Below are 19855 nucleotides of genomic sequence, written 5' to 3'. Positions count from 1 at the left end.
AGGGGCTAGCGGCATGTGCGTTTGGAGGAAAGCGGGAACACATCCGTTCAGCAAGCCGTAAAGCGGAAAGGCCGACAACCGGTTCGACCAGTGAGGAGCACCTTTATGATCCGTTTCGCCATCCCTCTTCTTGCCGCCGCCGCCATGGCCCCGGGCGCTCAGGCCGCCGAAGTGCAGATTGCCAGCCAGGGGCCGGTCGTCGAGCTGACCGTCAACGAGATCGTCCACCGTGCACCCGACGTCGCGCAGATCGGAGCGGGGGTATCGACGCGTGCGCCCACTGCGAAAGCGGCGGTGCAAATGAATGCTGAGGCAATGGATAAGCTGATCGCGCAACTGCGCAAGCTCGGCATCGAACGCCGCGACATCCAGACTTCAAACTTCAACCTCAATCCAAATTACAATTACAACCGGGAGACGGGCGAGCAGACATTCGCTGGCTATAACGTCAACAATCAGGTGAACGTGAAACTGCGCGACCTGAAGCGCGCGGGCGAGGTTCTCGATGCGCTGGTCGGCGCGGGCGCGAACAATATCTATGGTCCCAATTTCATGCTCGAGGACGATGTCGAGGCCAAGGCCGAGGCGCGTCGGAGCGCGTTCAAGAGCGGGCGCACCATGGCTGAAGACTATGCAAAGATGGCGGGATATTCCGGTGTGCGCCTGCTCGAGATTTCGGAGAGCTTCCAAAGTTATGGGCCGCGCCCGGAAGCAATGGTCAAGATGGCGAGCGATGCCGGATCAGATCAGGCGACACCCATCGAGCCGGGCGAGGTGGGCACCGGTGTCACTATCACGGTCAAATACGAGATGACCCGATAGGCTGAATGCCGAGCGTCGTGGACATTCACACCTTGTTCAATGCGTCGGGCTTAGGCAGGGAGGCATCATGAAACGCATTGCTACCTCCTTGTTGGCCTTCGGGCTGATTGCGGGTCCGATCATGGCCGAACCTGCTTTCGCGCAGCGTCGTTCCGAACAGGGCGAGGCGCGTCGCGAGATGAGTGCGGGCAATATCATGCAGTTGCGCGATATCGAGGCACGCATCCTGCCGACGATGCGGGGCGCGGAATATCTCGGCCCGGCTTACGACTCCACGGCGATGGCCTACCGGCTCAAGTTCTTGCGTGACGGACGGGTAATGTATGTCGATGTCGATGCACGCACCGGCAGGGTGCTGCGCCGCAGCCGCTGAACCGATGCGGCGAAACTGCGTTCAGGTTGACGCGTTCATCTACATGAACGAAACGCGGACCAAACTATCCGAGGACGGACATATATGCGTATCCTGATCGTCGAGGACGAGCCCACGCTCGGCCAGCAGCTCAAGTCGACGCTCGAACAGAACGGCTATGCGGTGGACCTGTCCACCGATGGCGAGGATGGCCATTTTCTCGGCAGTACCGAAGATTACGACGCGGTCATTCTCGACCTGGGCCTGCCGGAAATCGACGGGCTGACCGTTCTGGGCATGTGGCGCAAGGAAGGGCGGAAATTCCCTGTCCTGGTGCTTACCGCCCGCGATAGCTGGAGCGACAAGGTGGCCGGCCTAGACGCCGGAGCCGACGATTACCTCGCCAAGCCCTTCCAAACCGAAGAGCTGATCGCCCGTTTGCGTGCGCTGATCCGCCGGGCATCGGGTAACACGTCGAGCGAGCTTACCGCGGGCGACGTGCGTCTGGATACGCGCTCGGGCCGCGTTACGCTGAAGGGCGAGCCGGTCAAGCTGACCGCGCAGGAATACAAGCTGCTGAGCTATCTCATGCACCATAAGGGCAAGGTGGTCAGCCGAACCGAACTGATCGAGCACATTTACGATCAGGATTTCGACCGCGATTCGAATACGATCGAGGTTTTCGTTACCCGCATCCGCAAGAAGCTGGGCGCGGAAGTGATCACGACGATCCGTGGACTTGGGTACAGCCTCGACGACCCCGCCGACCAGCCGCGCGCCTGAAGGAGCGTCTGGCGGGCGGTTGATCGGCGGGCTGGCCCCGCCATCGGGCGCTGCTGCCGAAAATTCGGCGACCATCGTCACGCCAAAGGCGAAACGCAGCCTCGCGCGGCGGATGATGGCGATTGCCGCGTTATGGATAGGCGTGTTGCTGCTCGCGGGTGGGTTTGCGCTCGATCGCACCCTGGTCCGACTGGTCGAGGACAATTTCGACGAGCAGCTCGAATATGTGCAGACGGCGCTGATTACCTCGGCGGAAATAGACAGTTTCGGCGACGTCCAGCTTTACCGCTCGCTCGGCGACCAGCGTTTCCTCGAGCCCAATAGTGGTGTCTACTGGCAGATCACGGGGGAAGGGCATCAACCCTTTCCGAGCCGCAGCCTGTGGGATCGCAGCCTGGAGGTCGAAGGGGGGTATGTCGATGACGAGCCCCATTTCTACGATTCCGATCAGTTCGAGGGCGAACCTCTGCGGATGGTCGAACGTACGGTGATCCTGCCCGACAGCGATACGCGCTGGACCTTCGCGGTGGCGTCGGCGCGCGACGAGCTCGACTTTCAGATCAGTCGTATTCGATCGATCCTGTTCTGGAGCTTTGCTGTCCTGGGCATCGGCCTGCTGGCGATGGCCATGCTGCAGAGCTGGTATGGTCTTTCGCCCCTGCGCCGCGTGCGCAATGCAATCCAGGCCATGCGCAATGAAGGGGCCAACCGCATTACCGAGCCGCTTCCGCTCGAAGTCGAACCCCTGGTCGACGAAATCAACGCGCTGCTTGCCCATACCGAACAGCAGGCCGAAGAAGCGCGGATGCATGCCGGCAATCTTGCCCATGCACTCAAAACTCCACTTACCGTGCTTACCAACGCGGCAACCGCGCGCGATCCGAAGCTTTCCGATCTCGTTTGCCGGGAAACCAAGACCATGCAGCGGCACGTTGAGCATCATCTGGCGCGTGCACGCGCGGTTGGCAGACGTGCCTCCGGACATTCGCGCGCCGAAGTCTGGCCGAGCGCTGAAAGCGTGCTGCGCGCGGTAACCCGCATTTACGAGAACACCCGCTTCGATCTCGATGGTAATCGTCAGGCTGTGGTCTCGATCGAGCGCCAGGATCTCGACGAAATTCTCGGTAATCTGATCGAGAATGCGGCGAAATACGGCGGGGGCAGTGTTTTCGTCACCATCGATGCCGATCGCGAGGCGCAAGACTGCATAATCTGGATCGAGGATGACGGTACAGGGATCCCGCAAAACGAACGGACGCGGATCTTCGATCGCGGCGCCCGGCTGGATACGGGCAAGCCCGGGACGGGGCTGGGCCTTGCCATCGTTCGCGATGTGGCCGAGATCTACGGCGGGTCGGTGGAGCTGGATACAAGCGAGGATTTGGGTGGCTTGCTGGTGAAGCTGACATTGCCAAGAAGTGCGCAGTAAACGGCTTGGCGCCGACGGAGTGCGGTCGCTTCAGACGCAGCCCGTTAGCGAGTTGCAGCCTGTTCGTGGTGGCGGATAACCTCGTCGATGATGAAACGCAGGAATTTCTCGCTGAACTCGGGGTCGAGCTCGCTTTCCTCGGCAAGTCTGCGCAGCCGCGCGATCTGTTCCTGTTCGCGCGCAGGGTCGGCCGGGGGCAGGGTCACCTTTGCTTTATATTCGCCGACGGACTGCGTAATCCGGAAGCGCTCGGCCAGCATGTGGATGAGCGCGGCATCGATATTGTCGATACTCTTGCGAAAACGGGCCAGGATCGGATCGGGCTGGGACGATGTGGTCATGCGATCAGGCTAACACCAAATCCCGGCTTGCCAAGAAAGCTTGGGCAGACCATGGCCAAGCCGAAATGTCTGCCGACGTAATCCCCCTGAAGCGCAAGGAGCCGGAAGGCTCCATCGAACCCATGCTGGCGTTGACCGCGAATGGCATGAACCAGGTCAATCAGGTTATCCTCGACCGGATGCAGAGCGAGGTGCCGCTGATCCCGGCGCTGGCGGGTCATCTGATTTCGGGGGGCGGCAAGCGCCTGCGCCCCATGCTCACGCTCGCCGGGGCGGAACTGGTGGGTTACAGCGGGGCGCGCCACCACAAGCTCGCCGCCGCCGTGGAGTTCATCCATACGGCAACGCTGCTTCACGACGATGTCGTCGACGGCAGCGATTTGCGGCGCGGCAAGGCGGCGGCCAATATCATCTACGGCAATCCCGCCACCGTGCTGGTGGGCGATTTCCTGTTCAGCCGCAGCTTCGAGCTGATGACCGAGGATGGCAGCCTCAAGATCCTCAAAATTCTGTCGGGGGCCAGCGCGATCATCGCGGAAGGTGAGGTCGACCAGCTTACTGCTCAGCGCAAGATCGACACCAGCGAGGAGCGCTATCTTCATATCATCCGTGCCAAAACCGCTGCCCTGTTTGCGGCCGCCAGCCGGATTGCCGCCGTCGTAGCCGAATGCAGCGATGAAAAGGAGCGCGCGCTCGACGAATACGGCCGCAATCTCGGCGTCGCCTTCCAGTTGGTCGACGATGCGCTCGATTACGATTCCAACGCTGCCGCCATGGGCAAGGATCGTGGCGACGATTTTCGGGAAGGCAAGATGACGCTGCCGGTGATCCTCGCCTATGCGCGCGGCAGCGAGGAGGAGCGCGCCTTCTGGAAAGCCGCTATCGGTGGTTTCAAGACGAGCGACGAGGATCTCGATCACGCCATCGCGCTTATCGAGCGCCACAACGCCGTGGACGATACCAAGGCCCGTGCCCGCCATTTCGCGCAGCGGGCAATCGATGCGCTGTCGATCTTCCCCGACAGCAAGGCGCGCCAGGCGATGACCCAGGCCGCGCTGTTTGCGGTAGCGCGCGGGTACTGATCCGTCTTAGGGCCGCAGGCGTGCCCGATTTGCCCATCCATTCCGTCCTGCCCGACCTGCTCGGGGCTGTGCGCCAGCAGACCGGAGCGGTCCTCGTCGCGCCTCCGGGGGCGGGCAAGACGACGGCGGTCGCCCCGGAGCTCTTGGGCGAAGACTGGTGCACGGGGACCATCATCCTGACATCGCCGCGCAGGGTCGCTGCGCGCGCCGCTGCCGAACGGATGGCCCAGATGCTTGGCGAAAAGCCCGGCGAGACGATTGGCTACCTTACCCGGCTCGACAGCAAGCGCTCCGCAAAAACGCGCGTTCTGGTCGTGACCGAGGCGATATTCGTGAACACGATTCTCGCCGATCCGGAACTTGCGGGTATCTCCGCCGTGCTGTTCGACGAGGCGCATGAGCGGCATCTCGACAGCGACCTCGGTCTTGCGCTCGCGCTTGAGAGCCGCAGCATTCTGCGCGAAGATCTGCGTGTGCTGGTCATGTCGGCGACTATCGACGGCGCGCGGTTCGCCGAACTGTTGGGCGCCGGTGCATCGGTGATCGAAAGCGAAGGCCGGGCACATCCGCTGCGCGTGGAATGGCTCGGTTCGTCGCCGCAGGTGCCGGTGGAGGATGCCATGGCGCAGGCCATCGCGACCGCATGGCGCGAGGAGGAGGGCGATATCCTCGCCTTCCTGCCCGGCGTGCGCGAAATTGAACGGACGCGGGAGCGCGTGGAGGCGCGCTTACCGTCGGCAATCGTGCTGCCGCTCCATGGCCAGGTCGACCCGGCCGGTCAGCGCGCCGCGATCCGCCGCGATGCTGAAGGACGGCGCAGGATCGTGCTGGCAACGGCCATCGCCGAAACGTCGCTGACGCTGGATGGCGTATCGGTTGTGGTCGATGCCGGATTGTCGCGCCGGGCCGAATTCGATCGGGCGGCGGGGACCACGCATCTCGTCACGCATCGCGCAAGCCAGGCGGCGGCTGCACAGCGTGCCGGGCGCGCGGCGCGGCAAGGGCCGGGCGTAGCCTATCGGCTGTGGGAAGAAGCGGGCCATGGTGGACGTCCCCGCTACGATCCACCCGAAATGCTGACCTCCGACCTTGCGCCCTTGGTGCTGGCGCTCGCACAATGGGGGAGCACTGATCCCGCAGAGCCGGCGTGGCTCGATCCACCGCCCTCCGCATCGGTCGGCGCGGCGCGGGAAACATTATCGGCCTTGGCAGCGCTCGACGCGGAAGGCCGGATCACCGAACGCGGCAGAAAGCTCGCGCAACTCCCGCTCGACCCGCAGGGAGCGGCGACCGTGCTGTTCGGTGCCGAGCATGGGGCTGCCGATCAGGCTGCGCGGATCGCCTTGTTGCTGCAGGAGCGCGGGCTTGGGGGGCGGGGCGACGATCTCGAAGCGCGCTTGTCCCGCTGGAATACCGATCGCGGGCCGAGGGCGGAAGCGAGTCGGAAGCTTGCAGGACGCTGGGCGAAACGTGCCAAGGCACTTGCCGATGACCAGCGATCGACCGCGCTGCCTCCACCCGGGATACTGCTCGCGGCAGGGCGACCCGAGTTTATCGCCAAGCGCCGCGACAAGGCGGGCGAGAACTGGGTCGCGGCGGGAGGACGCGGTTTCGTGCTCGATCCTGTGTCGTCCCTGGCGCGAGCGGAGTTTCTGGTCGTCGGCGATGCGCAGGGGCAGGCGAAAGGCGCGCGGATAACCTCGGCCATCGCGCTCGAAGAAATCGATATCGAGCAATGGTTACCCGATCGGATCGAGCGCAAGCAGGTCCTGCGCTGGACCGGAGAGCGGGTCGAGGCATTACTCGAACGAAAGCTCGGCGCGATCACGCTTGCGCGCGGCCCGGACCCCGCGCCCGATCCCCAGGCCATTGTGGATATGCTTGTGGAAAAGACTCTGGAGAATCCGGCAAAATTGCTTCCTGCCGAGTTGCTGGCTCGCGCGCGTTTCGCTGGTGTCGAGGGGCTGACAGGCCACGGACTGGCAGACACCGCGGAGATCTGGCTGGCGCCCCTGCTGCAAGGTCGGCGCGATCTTCGCCTGTCCAAGGGAAAACTGGTCGATGCTCTGCTCGGTCAACTCGATTGGGACAGCCGCCAGCGGCTCGACCGGCTTGCTCCGCGCGAATTCACCTCGCCCGCAGGTACGAGGCACCGTATCGATTATACCGGCGACGATGCCCCCAGCGTCGAAGTCCGCGTACAGGCGCTGTTCGGGCTAGAGCGCCACCCGATGGTCGGCGACACGCCGCTTCTGCTGAAGCTCACCAGTCCCGCCGGGCGACCGATCCAGTCGACTCGCGACCTGCCCGGTTTTTGGCGGGGAAGCTGGGCGGACGTGTGCAAGGATATGAAGGGCCGCTACCCGAAACACCGCTGGCCCGAGGAACCTTGGGCGGAAAAGCCCAGTTTGAAGACGAAGAACGCCTTTTCACGTTCGGAAGGTTGAATTACAGGGCAGTTCCATGACCGCGAGAATCTACCAGCGACCGAAAAACGCCATGCAGTCGGGCAAGGCCCGCACCGATGAATGGGTGCTCGAATTCGAGCAGTCCGAAGCGCGCCATGCCGATCCGCTGATGGGGTGGACTGGCAGCGGCGATACGCAGGCGCAAGTCTCGCTGACCTTTCCGAGCAAGGACGAGGCGAAGGCCTATGCCGAAAAATATGGCGTATCGGCCCGTGTGCACGCGCCCCCTCCGAAGAGCCTCAAACTCCAGGCCTACTCCGATAATTTTCGGTAGCTGATAGTCATTGCGAGGAGCCGTAAGGCGACGCGGCAATCCAGTAAGCACAGGACTGGATTGCTTCGCTTTGCTCGCAATGACTGAGAGCTTGAAACTGTGCCAACATACCGCCATATGGCGCTTCGGGAGTCGGTCGGACGTTAGCGTTCGCTCACCGGGTCAGGTCCGGAAGGAAGCAGCCCAGGTGGATTGCGGCGGGTCGGTCGGCTCCTAATTTTCACCCACAATTCGTAGCGGCGACGGCATGACTTTTGCCGCGCCAATGCCTACCTAGTGAGGCATGGGTGATTCACCGGACAATCCAGATGGTCTTCCTTGGGAGAGTGGGGCCGAAGAGGCCGACGCGCCGAGCGCGGCGGAACTCGAGGAGGCTGGACAGGAATCGATCTTCGGTGTGACGCCGACTTCGGGAACCGGCGCGCAACCCGTTCCCGAACCCGCAGGCGCTGATCGGGCCGATAGCGAGGCGCCGAAGGCCGCACCGGCGCAGCCTTACCGCGTGCTCGCTCGCAAATACCGCCCGCAGACCTTTGCCGAATTGATCGGCCAAGAAGCGATGGTGCGCACGCTGGCCAATGCCATCGCCCGTGACCGGCTGGCGCATGCGTTTCTGATGACCGGCGTGCGCGGGGTGGGCAAGACTTCGACGGCACGCCTGATTGCCAAGGCGCTCAACTGCATCGGTCCGGATGGGCAGGGTGGTCCGACAATCAGCCCTTGCGGAGAATGCGAGCCATGCCGTGCGATTGCGGAAGGCCGCCATATCGATGTGATCGAGATGGATGCCGCGAGCCACACGGGCGTCGACGATGTGCGCGAGATCATCGAGGCGGTGCGCTATGCTGCGGTTTCGGCACGCTACAAAATCTATATCATCGACGAAGTTCACATGCTTTCGCGCAATGCGTTCAACGCGTTGCTCAAAACGTTGGAAGAACCACCCGCGCATGTGAAACTTCTGTTCGCGACGACCGAAGTCGAGAAGCTGCCTGTCACGGTTCTCAGCCGCACACAGCGTTTCGATCTGCGGCGCATTCCGGTCGAATTGCTCGAAAGCCATTTCGCCGAAATCTGTCGCAAGGAAGGTGTCGAGGCCGATGCCGAAGCGCTGCATATCGTGGCCAATGCGGCCGAGGGTTCGGTTCGCGATGGACTATCGATCCTCGATCAGGCGATCGCCCATGCCGATCTGGATACGGAAGGCAGGGTCACCGCAGAGCGTGTTCGCGACATGCTCGGCCTTGCGGACAAGGGTGCGCAGCGTAGACTCTTCGCGCATATGCTGGAGGGCGAGGGCAAGGCGCTTCTCGACGCGATCGACGAGCAGTATGCGCTGGGCGTCGAGCCTCTGGCGCTTATGCGCGCCCAGATGGACCTGGCCCACCGCATTACCGTGGCGCAGGTTTCTGGGGGCGAGCCCGAAGGAGTCAGTCCCGACGAACGCGGCGAGCTTGCGGGCTGGGCCAGCCGGGTCCCGGTGGCGCAGATGCACCGTCTGTGGCAGTTGCTGCTGAAAGGACATGAAGAGGTACGCGTAGCGCCCGATCCCCTGGTGGCATTGCGGATGGCGCTGTTGCGCACCCTGCATGCCGGACAGATGCCCGACCCCGGCAAGCTCGCGAAGAAAATCGAAGCGCTGGCCGAGGCGGGACCCGTGCCCGCGCCGACGGGATCGGATGCCGCCCCCACCGATACGCCTCGGGCGTCACTCGACTGGGAGCGCCTTGTCGAGGCGATTGACGCATCCGGCCTGATGCAGGAAGCCAGCATCATGCGCTTGCAGGTACGCGTGGTCGAGCTTGAGGATGGCGTGCTGCGATACGGACGCGATACCAAGTTTTCGGACGACATCGCTCCCGTGCTGAAAGAAACGCTGCACCGCCACACCGGCAGGCGCTGGACGGTGGAAGAATTGTCCGGCGGGGTCGGACGGCCGTCGCTGGTCGAGGTGCAGCAGGCGGAGCGTGAAGCCGCTGCCGCTGCCACACGTGCGCATCCGCTGGTAAAGGCCGCCTTCGATGCCTTTCCCGATGCCGAATTGATCGAAGACGGCGGCGCACCCCCCGAGCGCCGCGAAATACCATGGAGTAGAAAAGCATGAACATGGAAGAGATGCTCGCGCAGGCTCAGAAGGCCGCGGAAACCATCCAAAAACAAATGGGCGATGCCCAGGCCAAGCTCGACGAGATCGAAGTGGAAGGGACGGCCGGAGGTGGCCTCGTCAAGGTGCGTGCCAGCGCGCGCGGTCGTATCATCGGCGTGACGATCGACGAGAGTTTGATGAAGCCCGAAGAGAAGCAGATCGTCGAAGATCTCGTAACGGCGGCGTTCAACGATGCGCGTGATCGGGCAGACCGCGTATCGGGCGAAGAGATGGCCAAGATCCAGCAGGGCGTAGGCCTGCCGCCGGGGTTCAAGCTTCCCGGCATGTGAGGCCGTGGGTGTGGCCGACGCTGCACATCCCGCGAAAATCGCCCCCCCGCTTCGCCTCGCTCCGCTACCGTACCGCGTCGATCTTAAGCGCCGCGCACATCGATATCGGGTGTACCCGCCTCACGGTCTTTCACGTGGACACGAACCTTTGGTACTCATGCAGCGGGCACGCAGAGACGCGCGCGCGACACGTCGGGTCATTTTTCCTAAGAAATTTACAGGAATGACCGTCAGCATCCCGGTCTGAGATACTGACGGTTGTATACGCCCCCTATGCGTTGCGCGGGTGAGGCTGGCGCTCGAACGCGAGGTCGCGCTCTTCGTCGAAACGTCGCCATCCGTCCCGAGAATCGCGGATCAGCGGCGTATCGCATCGGGTGCATTTCGTCCGAAAGTGCACACCATCGTGCCAAACACGCCGCCGATTCACGCGATGATCGCTGATCCTACAAATCATCGAATCGAACATCATTTTGACTCCAATGGGAAATTGATATTTCCTTGCGCTTCAAACTAGAGTTAATAGATTATAATCATGACGTCCGGATTGTAATTTCACGTCATCCACATGACTTTAATTGCCGACGTTGCGATGTGGGGCAGGGCTCACCATATTCCCGAGGAATGGCCAGACCGGCTCCATTGGAATTGATAGATGACCCAGACCCTTCCCCTCCTTCCCCTGCGCGACATCGTGGTCTTCCCCGGCATGGTGGTTCCCCTGTTCGTCGGACGCGACAAATCTGTGGCTGCCCTTGAGGCGGCCATGGAAGGCAGCAAGGATATTTTCCTGCTCGCCCAGCTAGATCCCGGTTGCGACGATCCTGAACGCGACGATCTGTTCGATGTCGGCGTTGTCGCGCAGGTTTTGCAGTTGCTCAAGCTGCCCGACGGGACGGTACGCGTGCTGGTACAGGGAACCGCGAGGGGTGTATTGAGCCAGTCGACGCCGAAGGGCGGTTATGTCGAGGCTGCGGTTTCGATCTCCGAGACCATGACGGCATCCGGCAGTGAAGTCGTCGCGATGATGCGCCAAGTGGTCGAACAATTCGGTGAATATGCCAAGCTCAACAAGAAGTTGGGCGAGGAAGCTGCCGAACAACTGAGCGACATCGACGATGCAGGCGAATTGGCCGATACGATCGCCGCGGCAATCAGCGCCAAGGTTTCCGACAAACAGGCGCTGCTGGTCGAAAAGGACCCGCTAAAGCGGCTGGAAATGGTCATGTCCTATATGGAGGGTGAGCTTTCGGTCTTGCAGGTCGAGCGCCGCATTCGTGGCCGCGTGAAGCGGCAGATGGAAAAGACCCAGCGCGAATATTACCTGAACGAGCAGCTCAAGGCGATTCAGAACGAGCTTGGCGGCGACGATGACGGCAGCAACGAAATTGCCGAGCTGACCGAGAAGATCGCCAAGACCAAGCTCAGCAAGGAAGCGCGCGAAAAGGCCGAGGCCGAGCTCAAGAAGCTGCGCAGCATGCAACCGATGAGCGCCGAGGCGACGGTCATCCGTAACTATCTCGACGTTCTGCTCGGCTTGCCATGGGGTAAGAAGAGCAAGGTCAAAAAAGATATCGGCAAGGCGCAGGAGGTGCTCGATGCCGATCACTATGGCCTCGAGAAGGTCAAGGATCGGATTATCGAATATCTCGCGGTTCAGGCGCGCACGCGCAAGCTGAAGGGGCCGATCCTGTGCCTCGTGGGGCCGCCGGGTGTCGGCAAGACCTCGCTCGGCAAGAGCATCGCCAAGGCGACCGGGCGTGAATTCGTGCGGCAGTCCCTGGGCGGCGTGCGCGACGAAGCCGAAATCCGGGGCCATCGGCGCACCTATATCGGATCGCTGCCAGGCAAGATCGTCACCAATCTCAAGAAAGCAGGTAAGAGCAATCCGCTGTTTCTCCTCGACGAGATCGATAAGCTTGGACAGGATTTCCGTGGCGATCCCGCTTCGGCGCTGCTCGAAGTGCTGGATCCGGAGCAGAACAACCGGTTTCAGGACCACTACCTCGAACTTGATCTGGACTTGTCGGACATTATGTTCGTGACCACCGCGAACAGCCTCAACCTGCCGCAGCCCCTGCTGGACCGGATGGAGATCATCCGCTTGGAAGGATATACGGAGGACGAAAAGGTCGAGATCGCCAAGCGCCATCTGCTGCCCAAGCAGATCGAGGAACACGGCCTCAAGAAGGGCGAGTTCGAGCTGACCGAAGACGGACTGCGCGACTTGATCCGGTTCTACACGCGCGAGGCGGGCGTCCGCACGCTCGAACGCGAACTGGCACGGCTGGCGCGCAAATCGCTGCGCAAGATTCTGGAGAACGAGGTCGAGAGCGTCACGATCACGCCCGAAAATCTCAGCGACTTTGCCGGTGTCCGCAAGTTCAAGCACGGCATGAGCGAGGAAGAGCCGCAGGTCGGGGCCGTTACCGGCCTCGCATGGACCGAGGTCGGCGGCGAACTGCTGACGATCGAAAGCGTGACGACCCCCGGCAAGGGCGAGATAAAGACGACCGGTAAGCTGGGCGAGGTGATGAACGAATCCGTTGCGGCCGCCTTCAGCTTCGTCAAGGCACGCGCGCCGCATTACGGCATTAAGCCGAGCCTGTTTCACCGGCGCAATATTCACATCCACCTTCCCGAGGGCGCGGTGCCCAAGGATGGGCCGAGCGCAGGTGTGGGAATGGTCACGTCCATCGTCTCGACGCTTTCGGGGATTCCGGTCAGGGCGGATGTCGCCATGACCGGCGAGGTAACCTTGCGGGGACGGGTGCTTGCCATCGGCGGCCTGAAAGAGAAGCTGCTGGCGGCCCTACGTGGTGGGATCAAGAAGGTCCTCATTCCGGAAGAGAATGTCAAAGACCTCGCCGAAATCCCGGGCAATGTAAAAGACGGTCTCGAGATTGTACCGGTCGCTCATGTCGATGAGGTGCTGGCCCAAGCCTTGTGTCGTGTCCCCGAGCCCATCGAATGGACCGAGGCGGACGACCTCGCCAGTCAGCCCGACCACGCGCACCAGGTGCCATCGCCAACCGCGCATTAACATAGGACATGCTGCGCTGCAGCGAATCGTGAAGCTTGCCTCGGGGTTGCCGAGGCCCTTTTCACGGCGGTGCGGTGCAGCATTGTATGGTGAACCCGCGCTTCATCCTGTTTTTGTTCGGTCTGGCCCCGAAAACCGCCGGTTTTTACGGAATTTGCCTTTGACACTTCGGCTAAAAAACTCTCAATTCGTCCGCCTTCACCGAGGCGATTCAGCCAACCTAATCTGACGATAAGAACAAGGGGGTTTACACCGATGAACAAGAACGACCTGATCAGCGCAGTCGCCGATTCCAGCGGCCTTTCCAAGAGCGATGCCTCGAGCGCCGTCGAAGGTGTTTTCGATGCAATCACCAAGTCCCTGTCGAGCGGCGACGAAGTCCGCCTGGTCGGCTTCGGCACTTTCTCCGTTGCCAAGCGCAAGGCTTCGACCGGTCGCAATCCGCGTACCGGTGAGCCGATGACCATCAAGGCTTCGAACCAGCCGAAGTTCAAGGCAGGCAAGGGCCTCAAGGACGCTGTGAACTAAGCGGAACCTCCTGACCGACGCACCGCCACGCCTCGCGGTGCAACGATAGGGATCGAACTTCGCCGCGCTTTCCAGAATGGGAAGCGCGGCGTTTTCGTTGGCATTGCGAGACTGAAGCTAGTCGAAAGAAATCAGGGCCATGGGGGGCTGTTCGGTGCGCGGCGTTATTTCCCACGTCAGGACCTGACCGCCGGAATGATGGCTGGGACCGGCGTCGGTATTGTTCGCCAAAATACGCCCATCGGTCACGATCGAAAACCGGCCCTCGGCGATTGCGATCCGGGGAGGGGTTTCCTCGTCTTTCGGAGACAGGTCGGCTAGTCCGGCCATGCCGGCTACCATCCCCTGCATCGGATTGCCGCTGCCTTGCGCGGCAAAGCCCGGCGCATCGATCCGCACTTGCCTTTGGTCGCGCAAAATGACGCTGACGAAGGTATTCGCCATGGCGAAGCGTTCGATCGTCGGAAACGAGAAGTCGTGCGTCAGTCGGCCGGAGATCGCGAAATCGACCTCGAACAGGCCGTCGCCTTTATATTCCACAGTGTTCCAGCCGCGCTGACGCTCCAGTTTTTCGGCGAGCTCCTGCGCAGCGTCCGGATCCGACGGATCGATTCCGCCCAGGAACGCCTTCATCTGCTCGGCCTTGCGCTTCTTCCTGGCACGGCGGCTTTCGGCTTCTGCATCCCACTCGCGCTTTTGCTCGGCAATTTCCGCGCTAGTGCATTCGCGGGCTTCGTAATCGTCATCGAGGCACGCGGCCTCGAATGGTTCGTCCGTTTCGCTATCCATCTCTGCCAGTTTGCTCAGCGCGAGCATCTGGATTTCCCCATCGTAGCGATAAGCAAAGCTACCGTCTTTCATGAGCTCCAGCTCGCTCGTGAACTGGCCTGGCGAGAGAAAGCAGCCCGACAGCGCCAGGCTCCCCACACCGGCGAGCGCGACCGTGCGAAACCTTTTGGTCAGCATTGTTTTCTTCCCCAATGGATTACTCCCGCGTGGCCACGGCGTAGAGCGCGATCGCGCCGGCATTGGAGACGTTCAGGCTTTCGATCCGGTCTCCGATCGGTAGCTTGGCCAGCGCATCGCAATGCGATTCGATATTATGGCGCATTCCTTCTCCTTCGGCACCCAATACGAGCGCGACGGGGCCTGCGGGAAGGGCTTCGGCAAGCGTTGCCTCGGCCGTTCCGGTCAGGCCGATGCGCCAGTATCCGGCTTCGGCCATCTGTTCGAGCGCGCGGGCCAGGTTGACGACGCGCACCCAGGGCAGGATTTCGAGCGCACCCGAAGCGGCCTTGCCGATGACGCCGCCTTCGGGCGGGGCGTGGCGATCCTGCGTCACCAGCGCCGCGGCGCCGAAGGCAGCGGCGGAGCGCATGATCGCGCCGACATTGTGCGGATCGGTGACTTGGTCGAGCACGACGATGGGCCTGGAGGGGTCGCCATCGAGGATCTCGTCGAGATGCATGTCTTCCAGCGGAGCGCATTCGAGCACCAGACCCTGATGCGGGGCATCCTTCGCTACCAAGCGTGCAAGATCCGTGACATCGGCGTATTCCAGCGGGAAATCGTCGGGCAACTCTCCGTCGAGCACCTCGATCGCTTCGCGGGTAGCCCATAGCTTTCGATGCACCCGATCGGGATTTTTGAGCGCGGCCTCGACCGCGTGTCGCCCCCATAATCGGACCTGGCCCGTGCTCGCGCGCCCGCTCCCGCGACCGCCCTTCATCCGGCCTGCCCGTCCTCTCAGTGCGCGCTTGCGCTCACCCTTCGCCATCGAATTCGTCCTGTATGCAGCTTTGGTTGCGCCTGTGCCAGCGAGGGCATTGACAGGCAAGGCTCGCTTCGCCAAAGGGGCGCCTCTCGGCACGGGATCGTCAACGCGATCCCTCGATTTCCTAAGCGAAATGGCCCGTGTGGACAGGTGGCCGAGTGGTTAAAGGCAGCAGACTGTAAATCTGCCCGCGCAAGCGTACGCTGGTTCGAATCCAGCCCTGTCCACCACCGCCATCCAAAAACCCCGTGATTTGAAGATCTGATGGATATTCGCCCTTCGCTCGGTTTCCGCCTGCGCAAATTGCTCAGAATTTCCTCGTTCGCGCAGGACACAGTGACTCCGCTAGTTGGGGGCTCGTCGCAGATTCCTGGATGCTGAATGGTGTCACGGCAGACAGCTCCCGGCTCGCTATTCTGCCTCAAGAGATTCCCAAATACGCCGCACGACCGGGCGCTTATTGTGGCGGGAGCCGAAGATCATGATTTCGAGCTCGGCCGTATAGTCGTGCGAAATCGGATCGAGAGCCGTGTCCCCGCGAATGTGCTCCGCGATCGATTCCGGCAACCAGGCTATGCCTAGGCCTTCGCGCGCAGCCGTGGCCAGGCTTTCGGCTAGAGTGGCTCGGTAAACAGTCCGTAATCGACGCTCAAACTCGGCACCGCTGAGCACGTTTCGCAACACTCGCGCCATGATCGAGGTCGGACCATATTCCAGCAGCGGTATCGGCCTTTCGTTATCGGGTTCGAGAATGTCGGCGAACTTCGCCGCATTGCCATAGGGCAGGACGCGGTCGCGCGAGATAACCAGCCGCGGATAATCGTCGACATCGACATTGAAGGGAATGGCCGCGTGATTGTAGCAGATGAAGAAGTCGCACGTGCCGTTGCGCAAGGCGTATAGATATTCCTCGATGGTGCGCGTTTCCGGAACGATGGCTGCTTCGAAGGGAGAGACCTTGCGGTGAAGCTCTGCCACCAGGCGTGGGAGGAAGTTCAGCGCCAGCGTGTGCAGGCAGGCGATCGTTATGCCGCGCTCGCTGATACGGGCATAATTGGCTGCTGCAGCCTGCGCCTCGCTTGCCTGTTTTATGATCGCGCTTGCGCTGCTCATGAATTCGGTTCCGGCGGCAGTCAGGCGGATCGGATGCTCGGTCCGGTCGACCAGTTCCGCACCCGCCCAGGCCTCGAGTGCCTTGATGCGCCGACTGAGTGCGGATTGGGTAACGTAGCGCGCTTCCGCAGCTCTGGCGAAGTGGCCAATTCGCGCAACCGCGGCCAGGTCTTCCAGCCATTTTAGCTCCAAAGCCCTTGCCTTTCATGATCTTGCATTTTTCGCATTGAAGGTAACGAAATCGGAACTGGAAGTCGATTTCAATTTGCTGCCTCGTTCGGACCGGCTCGGCGGATTGGCGCCGCACCCAAACGGAGGGGGCAAATGGGGAAATTATCGTCAATTCGCGGCTCGTTGACGGTCCTTTCGATGTCGGCGATGGCCATGCCGATTCAGACCTACGCTCAGGACGCGACGCAGGGCGACAACAGTCTGGATCCGGTCGAATTCCTCGAACTGCCACGCGTGGCGAGCGTATCGGCGTCACACGACGGTCGCTATCTAAGCTATGTCCTCTCGGCGCCCGACTGGGCCGAGGACGAGACGGTCGAGACGCTCCGAATCCTGCGCTGCGGAGATGACGGATGTGCCCGGACGGCGCTGAACAATCTGCCCGAAAGCCCCGAGACCGAAGCGATTTGGCGCCCCCGATCGCATCAATTCGTCGTCGTTGCCGAAGTCGAGGAGGAGGGTGGTGACCAAATCCATTTCTTCGACCCGGAAACGGGCGAAGCATCGCAAGTCACCAATCATCCAGGTGGTGTCCGTCAGGTGAGCTGGCTGCCCGACGGGAGCGCGCTGATCTACGAAAGCGATGCCGAGGCCGAGGACGACGCGGCAAACGAATGGAGCATCGAACCCTTCGGGAGCGCCGATGCCGACGCGCTCTACCGGGTCGACACGACGAGCGGCGAAACCAGCGTGGTTTTCGCGAGCGCCGGCTTGATCGAGGGCTATTCGCTTTCCGAAAATGGGCGGTATCTGATCGTGCGCCAGCGGTTCGACCCTGTAGCGGAAGACCGCGATGCAGCCGAACTTTGGCGGATCGACTTGCGCAGCGGCGAATCGCGCCAGCTGACCGACAACCGTATCCGGGAAAACGGCGCCCGTCTCGCGCCCGATGGCGAGACGTTCGCTTACATCGCCTCCGTCAATGCGGGGGGCGAGCCCTATTACGAAGACAATCTGTTTGTGCAGGCGGTTGGCGAGGAGGCGCCTCGCCTGCTGTTTCCGCATGAGCCGCTCGAAGTGCAGGACTTCGCATGGGACCGGTCGGGGGACTCGATTTGGGTGGTTGGCAACAGCGGATTGCGATCACAGCTCTATCGCGTAAGCCTGAGGGGGGGCGCGCTGACTCAAGTAACCTTCGGCGATCACTCGCTGAGCGATTGGACCTATGACTCGGAGAGTGGGCGGCATTTCGGGCGCTTCGCCAACGAGTACAGCCCGGGTGAAATCCATGAGATCGACCCGCGGACAGGCGTCTTGCGGCAAAGGTCTGCGATCTACTCGGCTGCGCTCAGTGGGTTGACGCTACCCAAACAGCGGGCGTTCACGTGGTCGGCCGCCGACGGACAAAAGCTCGAGGGACTGTTGGTGTATCCGGTCGGATACCAAACGGGCCAACGCTACCCACTGGTGACGATCACCCATGGCGGCCCGCGCTCTTCGGCGCAGTTCGGAAGCTGGAATGCATCGCGTTATGTGCCGGTGCTCGCCGGGCAAGGTTACGCCGTTTTCCTGCCCAACCATCGGGGCGGCACTGGCTATGGCGATGCATTCATGCGTGCAATGGTCGGGAATTACTTCCGCAATGCGCATACCGACGTGCTGAGCGGAGTGGACGCATTGGTCGCGAACGGGATCGCGGACGCGGACCGCCTGATCAAGATGGGGTGGAGCGCGGGCGGTCACATGACCAACCGCTTGATCACCATGACCCATCGTTTCGTGGCGGCCTCGTCCGGTGCCGGCGTTGCCGACTGGGTTTCGCTGTTCGGCGAGAGCGACCGCAGGTCGGGCAGGATACGCTGGTTCGGCGGGACGCCCTGGCAGGAAAACGCCCCGCTGCCATCCTACCGTTCGCAATCGCCGGTGTTCGACGCCTGGAAAGTCCGCACGCCGACATTGTTCTGGAGCGGCGGAGATGACGAGCGCGTACCCCCTACTCAGGCGATACTGATGTTTCGTGCAGTGCGTGACACGGGAACACCGACCGCGCTCTATCTGGGTAAGGGCGAACCGCACAATTTCCGGCGACCGTCGCATAAGCTGTTCAAGATCAATCGCGAACTTGCGTGGTATGCGGAGCACCTTGGACGGGAAGCCTACGAAGCGGACCTTCCGGCAATCGATCCCCGCACCGAAGACAGCGGCAGCGATGGGACCGCGCCATGATAACCGACGACAGCGTGACCCTCGGTCTCGGGCCGAAGGCGCTCATCATGGTGTTCTTCACCGCCGCGGTCGGTGTCCTGCTGATGGTGCTTGGGTATGCCTTGGGTACCTACGCGGAGATCCTGACAGCCGAGTTGATGGGCATGATCGGCGGATAGGCTGACGAACCATTATGCAGAAACGCAAACAGATCCTGGCGATGAGCAACTCGTCCGCGTACTTTGTGGAACCGCCGGACCCACCCTGTCTTGCCCGCTATCTCGTCGGGCTTACAGGCAAGGAACGCCCGGTCATCGTCCATGTCGGCGCGGCGAACGGCGACTCATCGGAGAAGGTCAGCAAATTTTGCGACCTCGGCAGGCGCGCCGGTTTCGACCCACGCCATCTCAATCTCTTCGCGCTCGAGGACGACAATCCGGACACGTTCTTCAAAGGCGCAGATGCAGTATATGTCGATGGCGGTTCGACGCGGAATCTCCGCACGTTGCTTCGCGAATGGTCTGCCGACGACGCATTGAGGCGCGCTTATGAAAGGGGGGTAGTGCTGTCGGGCGCAAGTGCGGGCGCGAACATCATGTTCGAATGGGGAATGACGGACTCGGTCAAGACACGGATCGAAGCGATACGCGGGATAGGCCTGCTCAAGGGAACGATCTCGGTCCATTCCAACGCGCGCAGCGAGCGCGGCGAGGCGCTGGAAAGGCACCTTGGTGGCGCGGATGCGACCTATCCGGCCTATGCCCTCGAAGACGGCACGGCGCTGCATTTCGAGGATGACGCTTTTGCGCGGGCGCTAGCCATAAAAACCGGCGCCTGCGTGTCGATCGACGAATATGGTAACGGCGCCACGCCCGCGCAGGTCGAAGACCTGTCGCTTATCAATGCCGCAGACATATTATGACAAATTTGTCGCAGCTAACGCATTTTCACGCGCGCAGCCTTGCATTCTTAAGATATTATCTTTCAGTTTGAACGTCTTGCGTTTTCTGCATCACCTTCCGCTTTTTCGGAAT

General features: G+C 61.8%; 18 protein-coding genes, 1 tRNA gene and 1 other RNA gene. 16 read left to right on the top strand and 4 right to left on the bottom strand.

The features are described 5' to 3' along the window. Positions 1–105 precede the first annotated feature (105 nt). The 4 genes from L5849_RS05510 to L5849_RS05495 all read left to right on the top strand — a co-directional run bounded on the left by L5849_RS05510 (position 106) and on the right by L5849_RS05495 (position 3386). Complete coding sequence (locus tag L5849_RS05510) at positions 106–822, top strand: SIMPL domain-containing protein (RefSeq protein ID WP_115416394.1); 717 nt, start codon at positions 106–108, stop codon at positions 820–822. A gap of 67 nt (positions 823–889) precedes the next feature. Beyond that, positions 890–1195 carry a PepSY domain-containing protein gene (locus L5849_RS05505; RefSeq protein ID WP_115416395.1) on the top strand — a complete coding sequence of 102 codons (306 nt, stop codon included), beginning with the start codon at positions 890–892 and terminating at the stop codon, positions 1193–1195. Positions 1196–1279: 84 nt separating this feature from the next. Next, positions 1280–1957 carry a response regulator transcription factor gene (locus L5849_RS05500; protein WP_115416396.1) on the top strand — a complete coding sequence of 226 codons (678 nt, stop codon included), beginning with the start codon at positions 1280–1282 and terminating at the stop codon, positions 1955–1957. Further along, a complete protein-coding gene (locus L5849_RS05495; RefSeq protein ID WP_370459140.1) occupies positions 1908–3386 on the top strand; it encodes an ATP-binding protein in 1479 nt (492 codons plus the stop codon). The genes L5849_RS05500 and L5849_RS05495 overlap by 50 nt, the downstream gene beginning before the upstream one ends. Before the next feature lie 44 nt (positions 3387–3430). On the opposite strand, the gene L5849_RS05490 is transcribed toward L5849_RS05495, so the two are convergent. Beyond that, entirely contained in the window at positions 3431–3727 is a 297-nt protein-coding gene (locus tag L5849_RS05490) for a chorismate mutase (RefSeq protein ID WP_115416397.1), read from the bottom strand. Positions 3728–3792: 65 nt separating this feature from the next. Here L5849_RS05490 and L5849_RS05485 point away from each other — a divergent pair, with 65 nt between their 5' ends. From L5849_RS05485 to L5849_RS05450, 8 genes are all read left to right on the top strand, one after another. Continuing rightward, positions 3793–4809, top strand: coding sequence for a polyprenyl synthetase family protein (locus L5849_RS05485; RefSeq protein WP_236924755.1), 1017 nt, complete (start codon positions 3793–3795; stop codon positions 4807–4809). Between the two features lie 20 nt (positions 4810–4829). After that, the gene (hrpB, locus tag L5849_RS05480; protein WP_236924754.1) at positions 4830–7256 is read left to right on the top strand and encodes an ATP-dependent helicase HrpB; all 2427 of its coding nucleotides are present in this window, start codon (positions 4830–4832) and stop codon (positions 7254–7256) included. Between the two features lie 16 nt (positions 7257–7272). Then, positions 7273–7551 (top strand): ETC complex I subunit, encoded by a 279-nt coding sequence (locus L5849_RS05475; protein ID WP_115416400.1) that lies wholly within the window; start codon positions 7273–7275, stop codon positions 7549–7551. A gap of 124 nt (positions 7552–7675) precedes the next feature. Further along, positions 7676–7772: signal recognition particle sRNA small type (ffs, locus tag L5849_RS05470), an RNA gene on the top strand. 62 nt (positions 7773–7834) lie between these two features. Then, positions 7835–9655: a DNA polymerase III subunit gamma/tau gene (locus L5849_RS05465; RefSeq protein ID WP_236924753.1), complete on the top strand. Its 1821-nt coding sequence runs from the start codon at positions 7835–7837 to the stop codon at positions 9653–9655. Next, positions 9652–9987, top strand: coding sequence for a YbaB/EbfC family nucleoid-associated protein (locus L5849_RS05460; RefSeq protein ID WP_236924752.1), 336 nt, complete (start codon positions 9652–9654; stop codon positions 9985–9987). Before L5849_RS05465 ends, L5849_RS05460 begins: the two co-directional genes overlap by 4 nt. A 655-nt stretch (positions 9988–10642) precedes the next feature. Continuing rightward, a complete protein-coding gene (gene lon / locus L5849_RS05455; RefSeq protein WP_236924751.1) occupies positions 10643–13030 on the top strand; it encodes an endopeptidase La in 2388 nt (795 codons plus the stop codon). Between the two features lie 225 nt (positions 13031–13255). Beyond that, a complete protein-coding gene (locus L5849_RS05450; RefSeq protein WP_255704078.1) occupies positions 13256–13558 on the top strand; it encodes an HU family DNA-binding protein in 303 nt (100 codons plus the stop codon). Positions 13559–13675: 117 nt separating this feature from the next. Here L5849_RS05450 and L5849_RS05445 read toward each other — a convergent pair whose 3' ends face one another. Beyond that, positions 13676–14524 (bottom strand): hypothetical protein, encoded by an 849-nt coding sequence (locus tag L5849_RS05445; protein ID WP_236924750.1) that lies wholly within the window; start codon positions 14522–14524, stop codon positions 13676–13678. A 19-nt stretch (positions 14525–14543) separates the two neighbouring features. Next, positions 14544–15335, bottom strand: a complete 792-nt coding sequence (rlmB, locus tag L5849_RS05440) for a 23S rRNA (guanosine(2251)-2'-O)-methyltransferase RlmB (protein WP_236924749.1) — start codon at positions 15333–15335, stop codon at positions 14544–14546. Between the two features lie 141 nt (positions 15336–15476). Here rlmB and L5849_RS05435 point away from each other — a divergent pair. Next, positions 15477–15562 (top strand) — tRNA-Tyr (locus tag L5849_RS05435). A 181-nt stretch (positions 15563–15743) separates the two neighbouring features. Here L5849_RS05435 and L5849_RS05430 read toward each other — a convergent pair. Next, positions 15744–16637 (bottom strand): LysR family transcriptional regulator, encoded by an 894-nt coding sequence (locus tag L5849_RS05430; RefSeq protein WP_236924748.1) that lies wholly within the window; start codon positions 16635–16637, stop codon positions 15744–15746. A gap of 192 nt (positions 16638–16829) precedes the next feature. On the opposite strand from L5849_RS05430, the gene L5849_RS05425 reads away from it, so the two are divergent. Genes L5849_RS05425 through L5849_RS05415 form a run of 3 tightly spaced genes read left to right on the top strand, consistent with a single transcriptional unit; the run spans position 16830 to position 19743 of the window. Continuing rightward, the gene (locus L5849_RS05425; RefSeq protein WP_236924747.1) at positions 16830–18842 is read left to right on the top strand and encodes a prolyl oligopeptidase family serine peptidase; all 2013 of its coding nucleotides are present in this window, start codon (positions 16830–16832) and stop codon (positions 18840–18842) included. After that, positions 18839–19000, top strand: coding sequence for a hypothetical protein (locus L5849_RS05420; protein WP_236924746.1), 162 nt, complete (start codon positions 18839–18841; stop codon positions 18998–19000). The genes L5849_RS05425 and L5849_RS05420 overlap by 4 nt, the downstream gene beginning before the upstream one ends. 14 nt (positions 19001–19014) lie before the next feature. Continuing rightward, entirely contained in the window at positions 19015–19743 is a 729-nt protein-coding gene (locus tag L5849_RS05415) for a Type 1 glutamine amidotransferase-like domain-containing protein (RefSeq protein ID WP_236924745.1), read from the top strand. Positions 19744–19855 lie beyond the last annotated feature (112 nt).

The sequence above is a fragment of the Erythrobacter sp. SN021 genome (genome assembly GCF_021864455.1).
Note: the sequence above shows the minus strand (reverse complement) of the source record. Positions and strands in the feature narration are given on the sequence as shown.

Bases quoted from the DNA above. Each gene is read 5' to 3' on its own strand.
- L5849_RS05510 (WP_115416394.1), top strand. From the start codon at position 106: ATGATCCGTTTCGCCATCCCTCTTCTTGCCGCCGCCGCCATGGCCCCG.
- L5849_RS05505 (WP_115416395.1), top strand. From the start codon at position 890: ATGAAACGCATTGCTACCTCCTTGTTGGCCTTCGGGCTGATTGCGGGT.
- L5849_RS05475 (WP_115416400.1), top strand. From the start codon at position 7,273: ATGACCGCGAGAATCTACCAGCGACCGAAAAACGCCATGCAGTCGGGC.
- L5849_RS05500 (WP_115416396.1), top strand. From the start codon at position 1,280: ATGCGTATCCTGATCGTCGAGGACGAGCCCACGCTCGGCCAGCAGCTC.
- L5849_RS05415 (WP_236924745.1), top strand. From the start codon at position 19,015: ATGCAGAAACGCAAACAGATCCTGGCGATGAGCAACTCGTCCGCGTAC.
- L5849_RS05485 (WP_236924755.1), top strand. From the start codon at position 3,793: ATGTCTGCCGACGTAATCCCCCTGAAGCGCAAGGAGCCGGAAGGCTCC.
- L5849_RS05420 (WP_236924746.1), top strand. From the start codon at position 18,839: ATGATAACCGACGACAGCGTGACCCTCGGTCTCGGGCCGAAGGCGCTC.
- L5849_RS05490 (WP_115416397.1), bottom strand. From the start codon at position 3,727: ATGACCACATCGTCCCAGCCCGATCCGATCCTGGCCCGTTTTCGCAAG.
- lon (WP_236924751.1), top strand. From the start codon at position 10,643: ATGACCCAGACCCTTCCCCTCCTTCCCCTGCGCGACATCGTGGTCTTC.
- L5849_RS05445 (WP_236924750.1), bottom strand. From the start codon at position 14,524: ATGCTGACCAAAAGGTTTCGCACGGTCGCGCTCGCCGGTGTGGGGAGC.
- L5849_RS05460 (WP_236924752.1), top strand. From the start codon at position 9,652: ATGAACATGGAAGAGATGCTCGCGCAGGCTCAGAAGGCCGCGGAAACC.
- rlmB (WP_236924749.1), bottom strand. From the start codon at position 15,335: ATGGCGAAGGGTGAGCGCAAGCGCGCACTGAGAGGACGGGCAGGCCGG.
- L5849_RS05425 (WP_236924747.1), top strand. From the start codon at position 16,830: ATGCCGATTCAGACCTACGCTCAGGACGCGACGCAGGGCGACAACAGT.
- L5849_RS05465 (WP_236924753.1), top strand. From the start codon at position 7,835: ATGGGTGATTCACCGGACAATCCAGATGGTCTTCCTTGGGAGAGTGGG.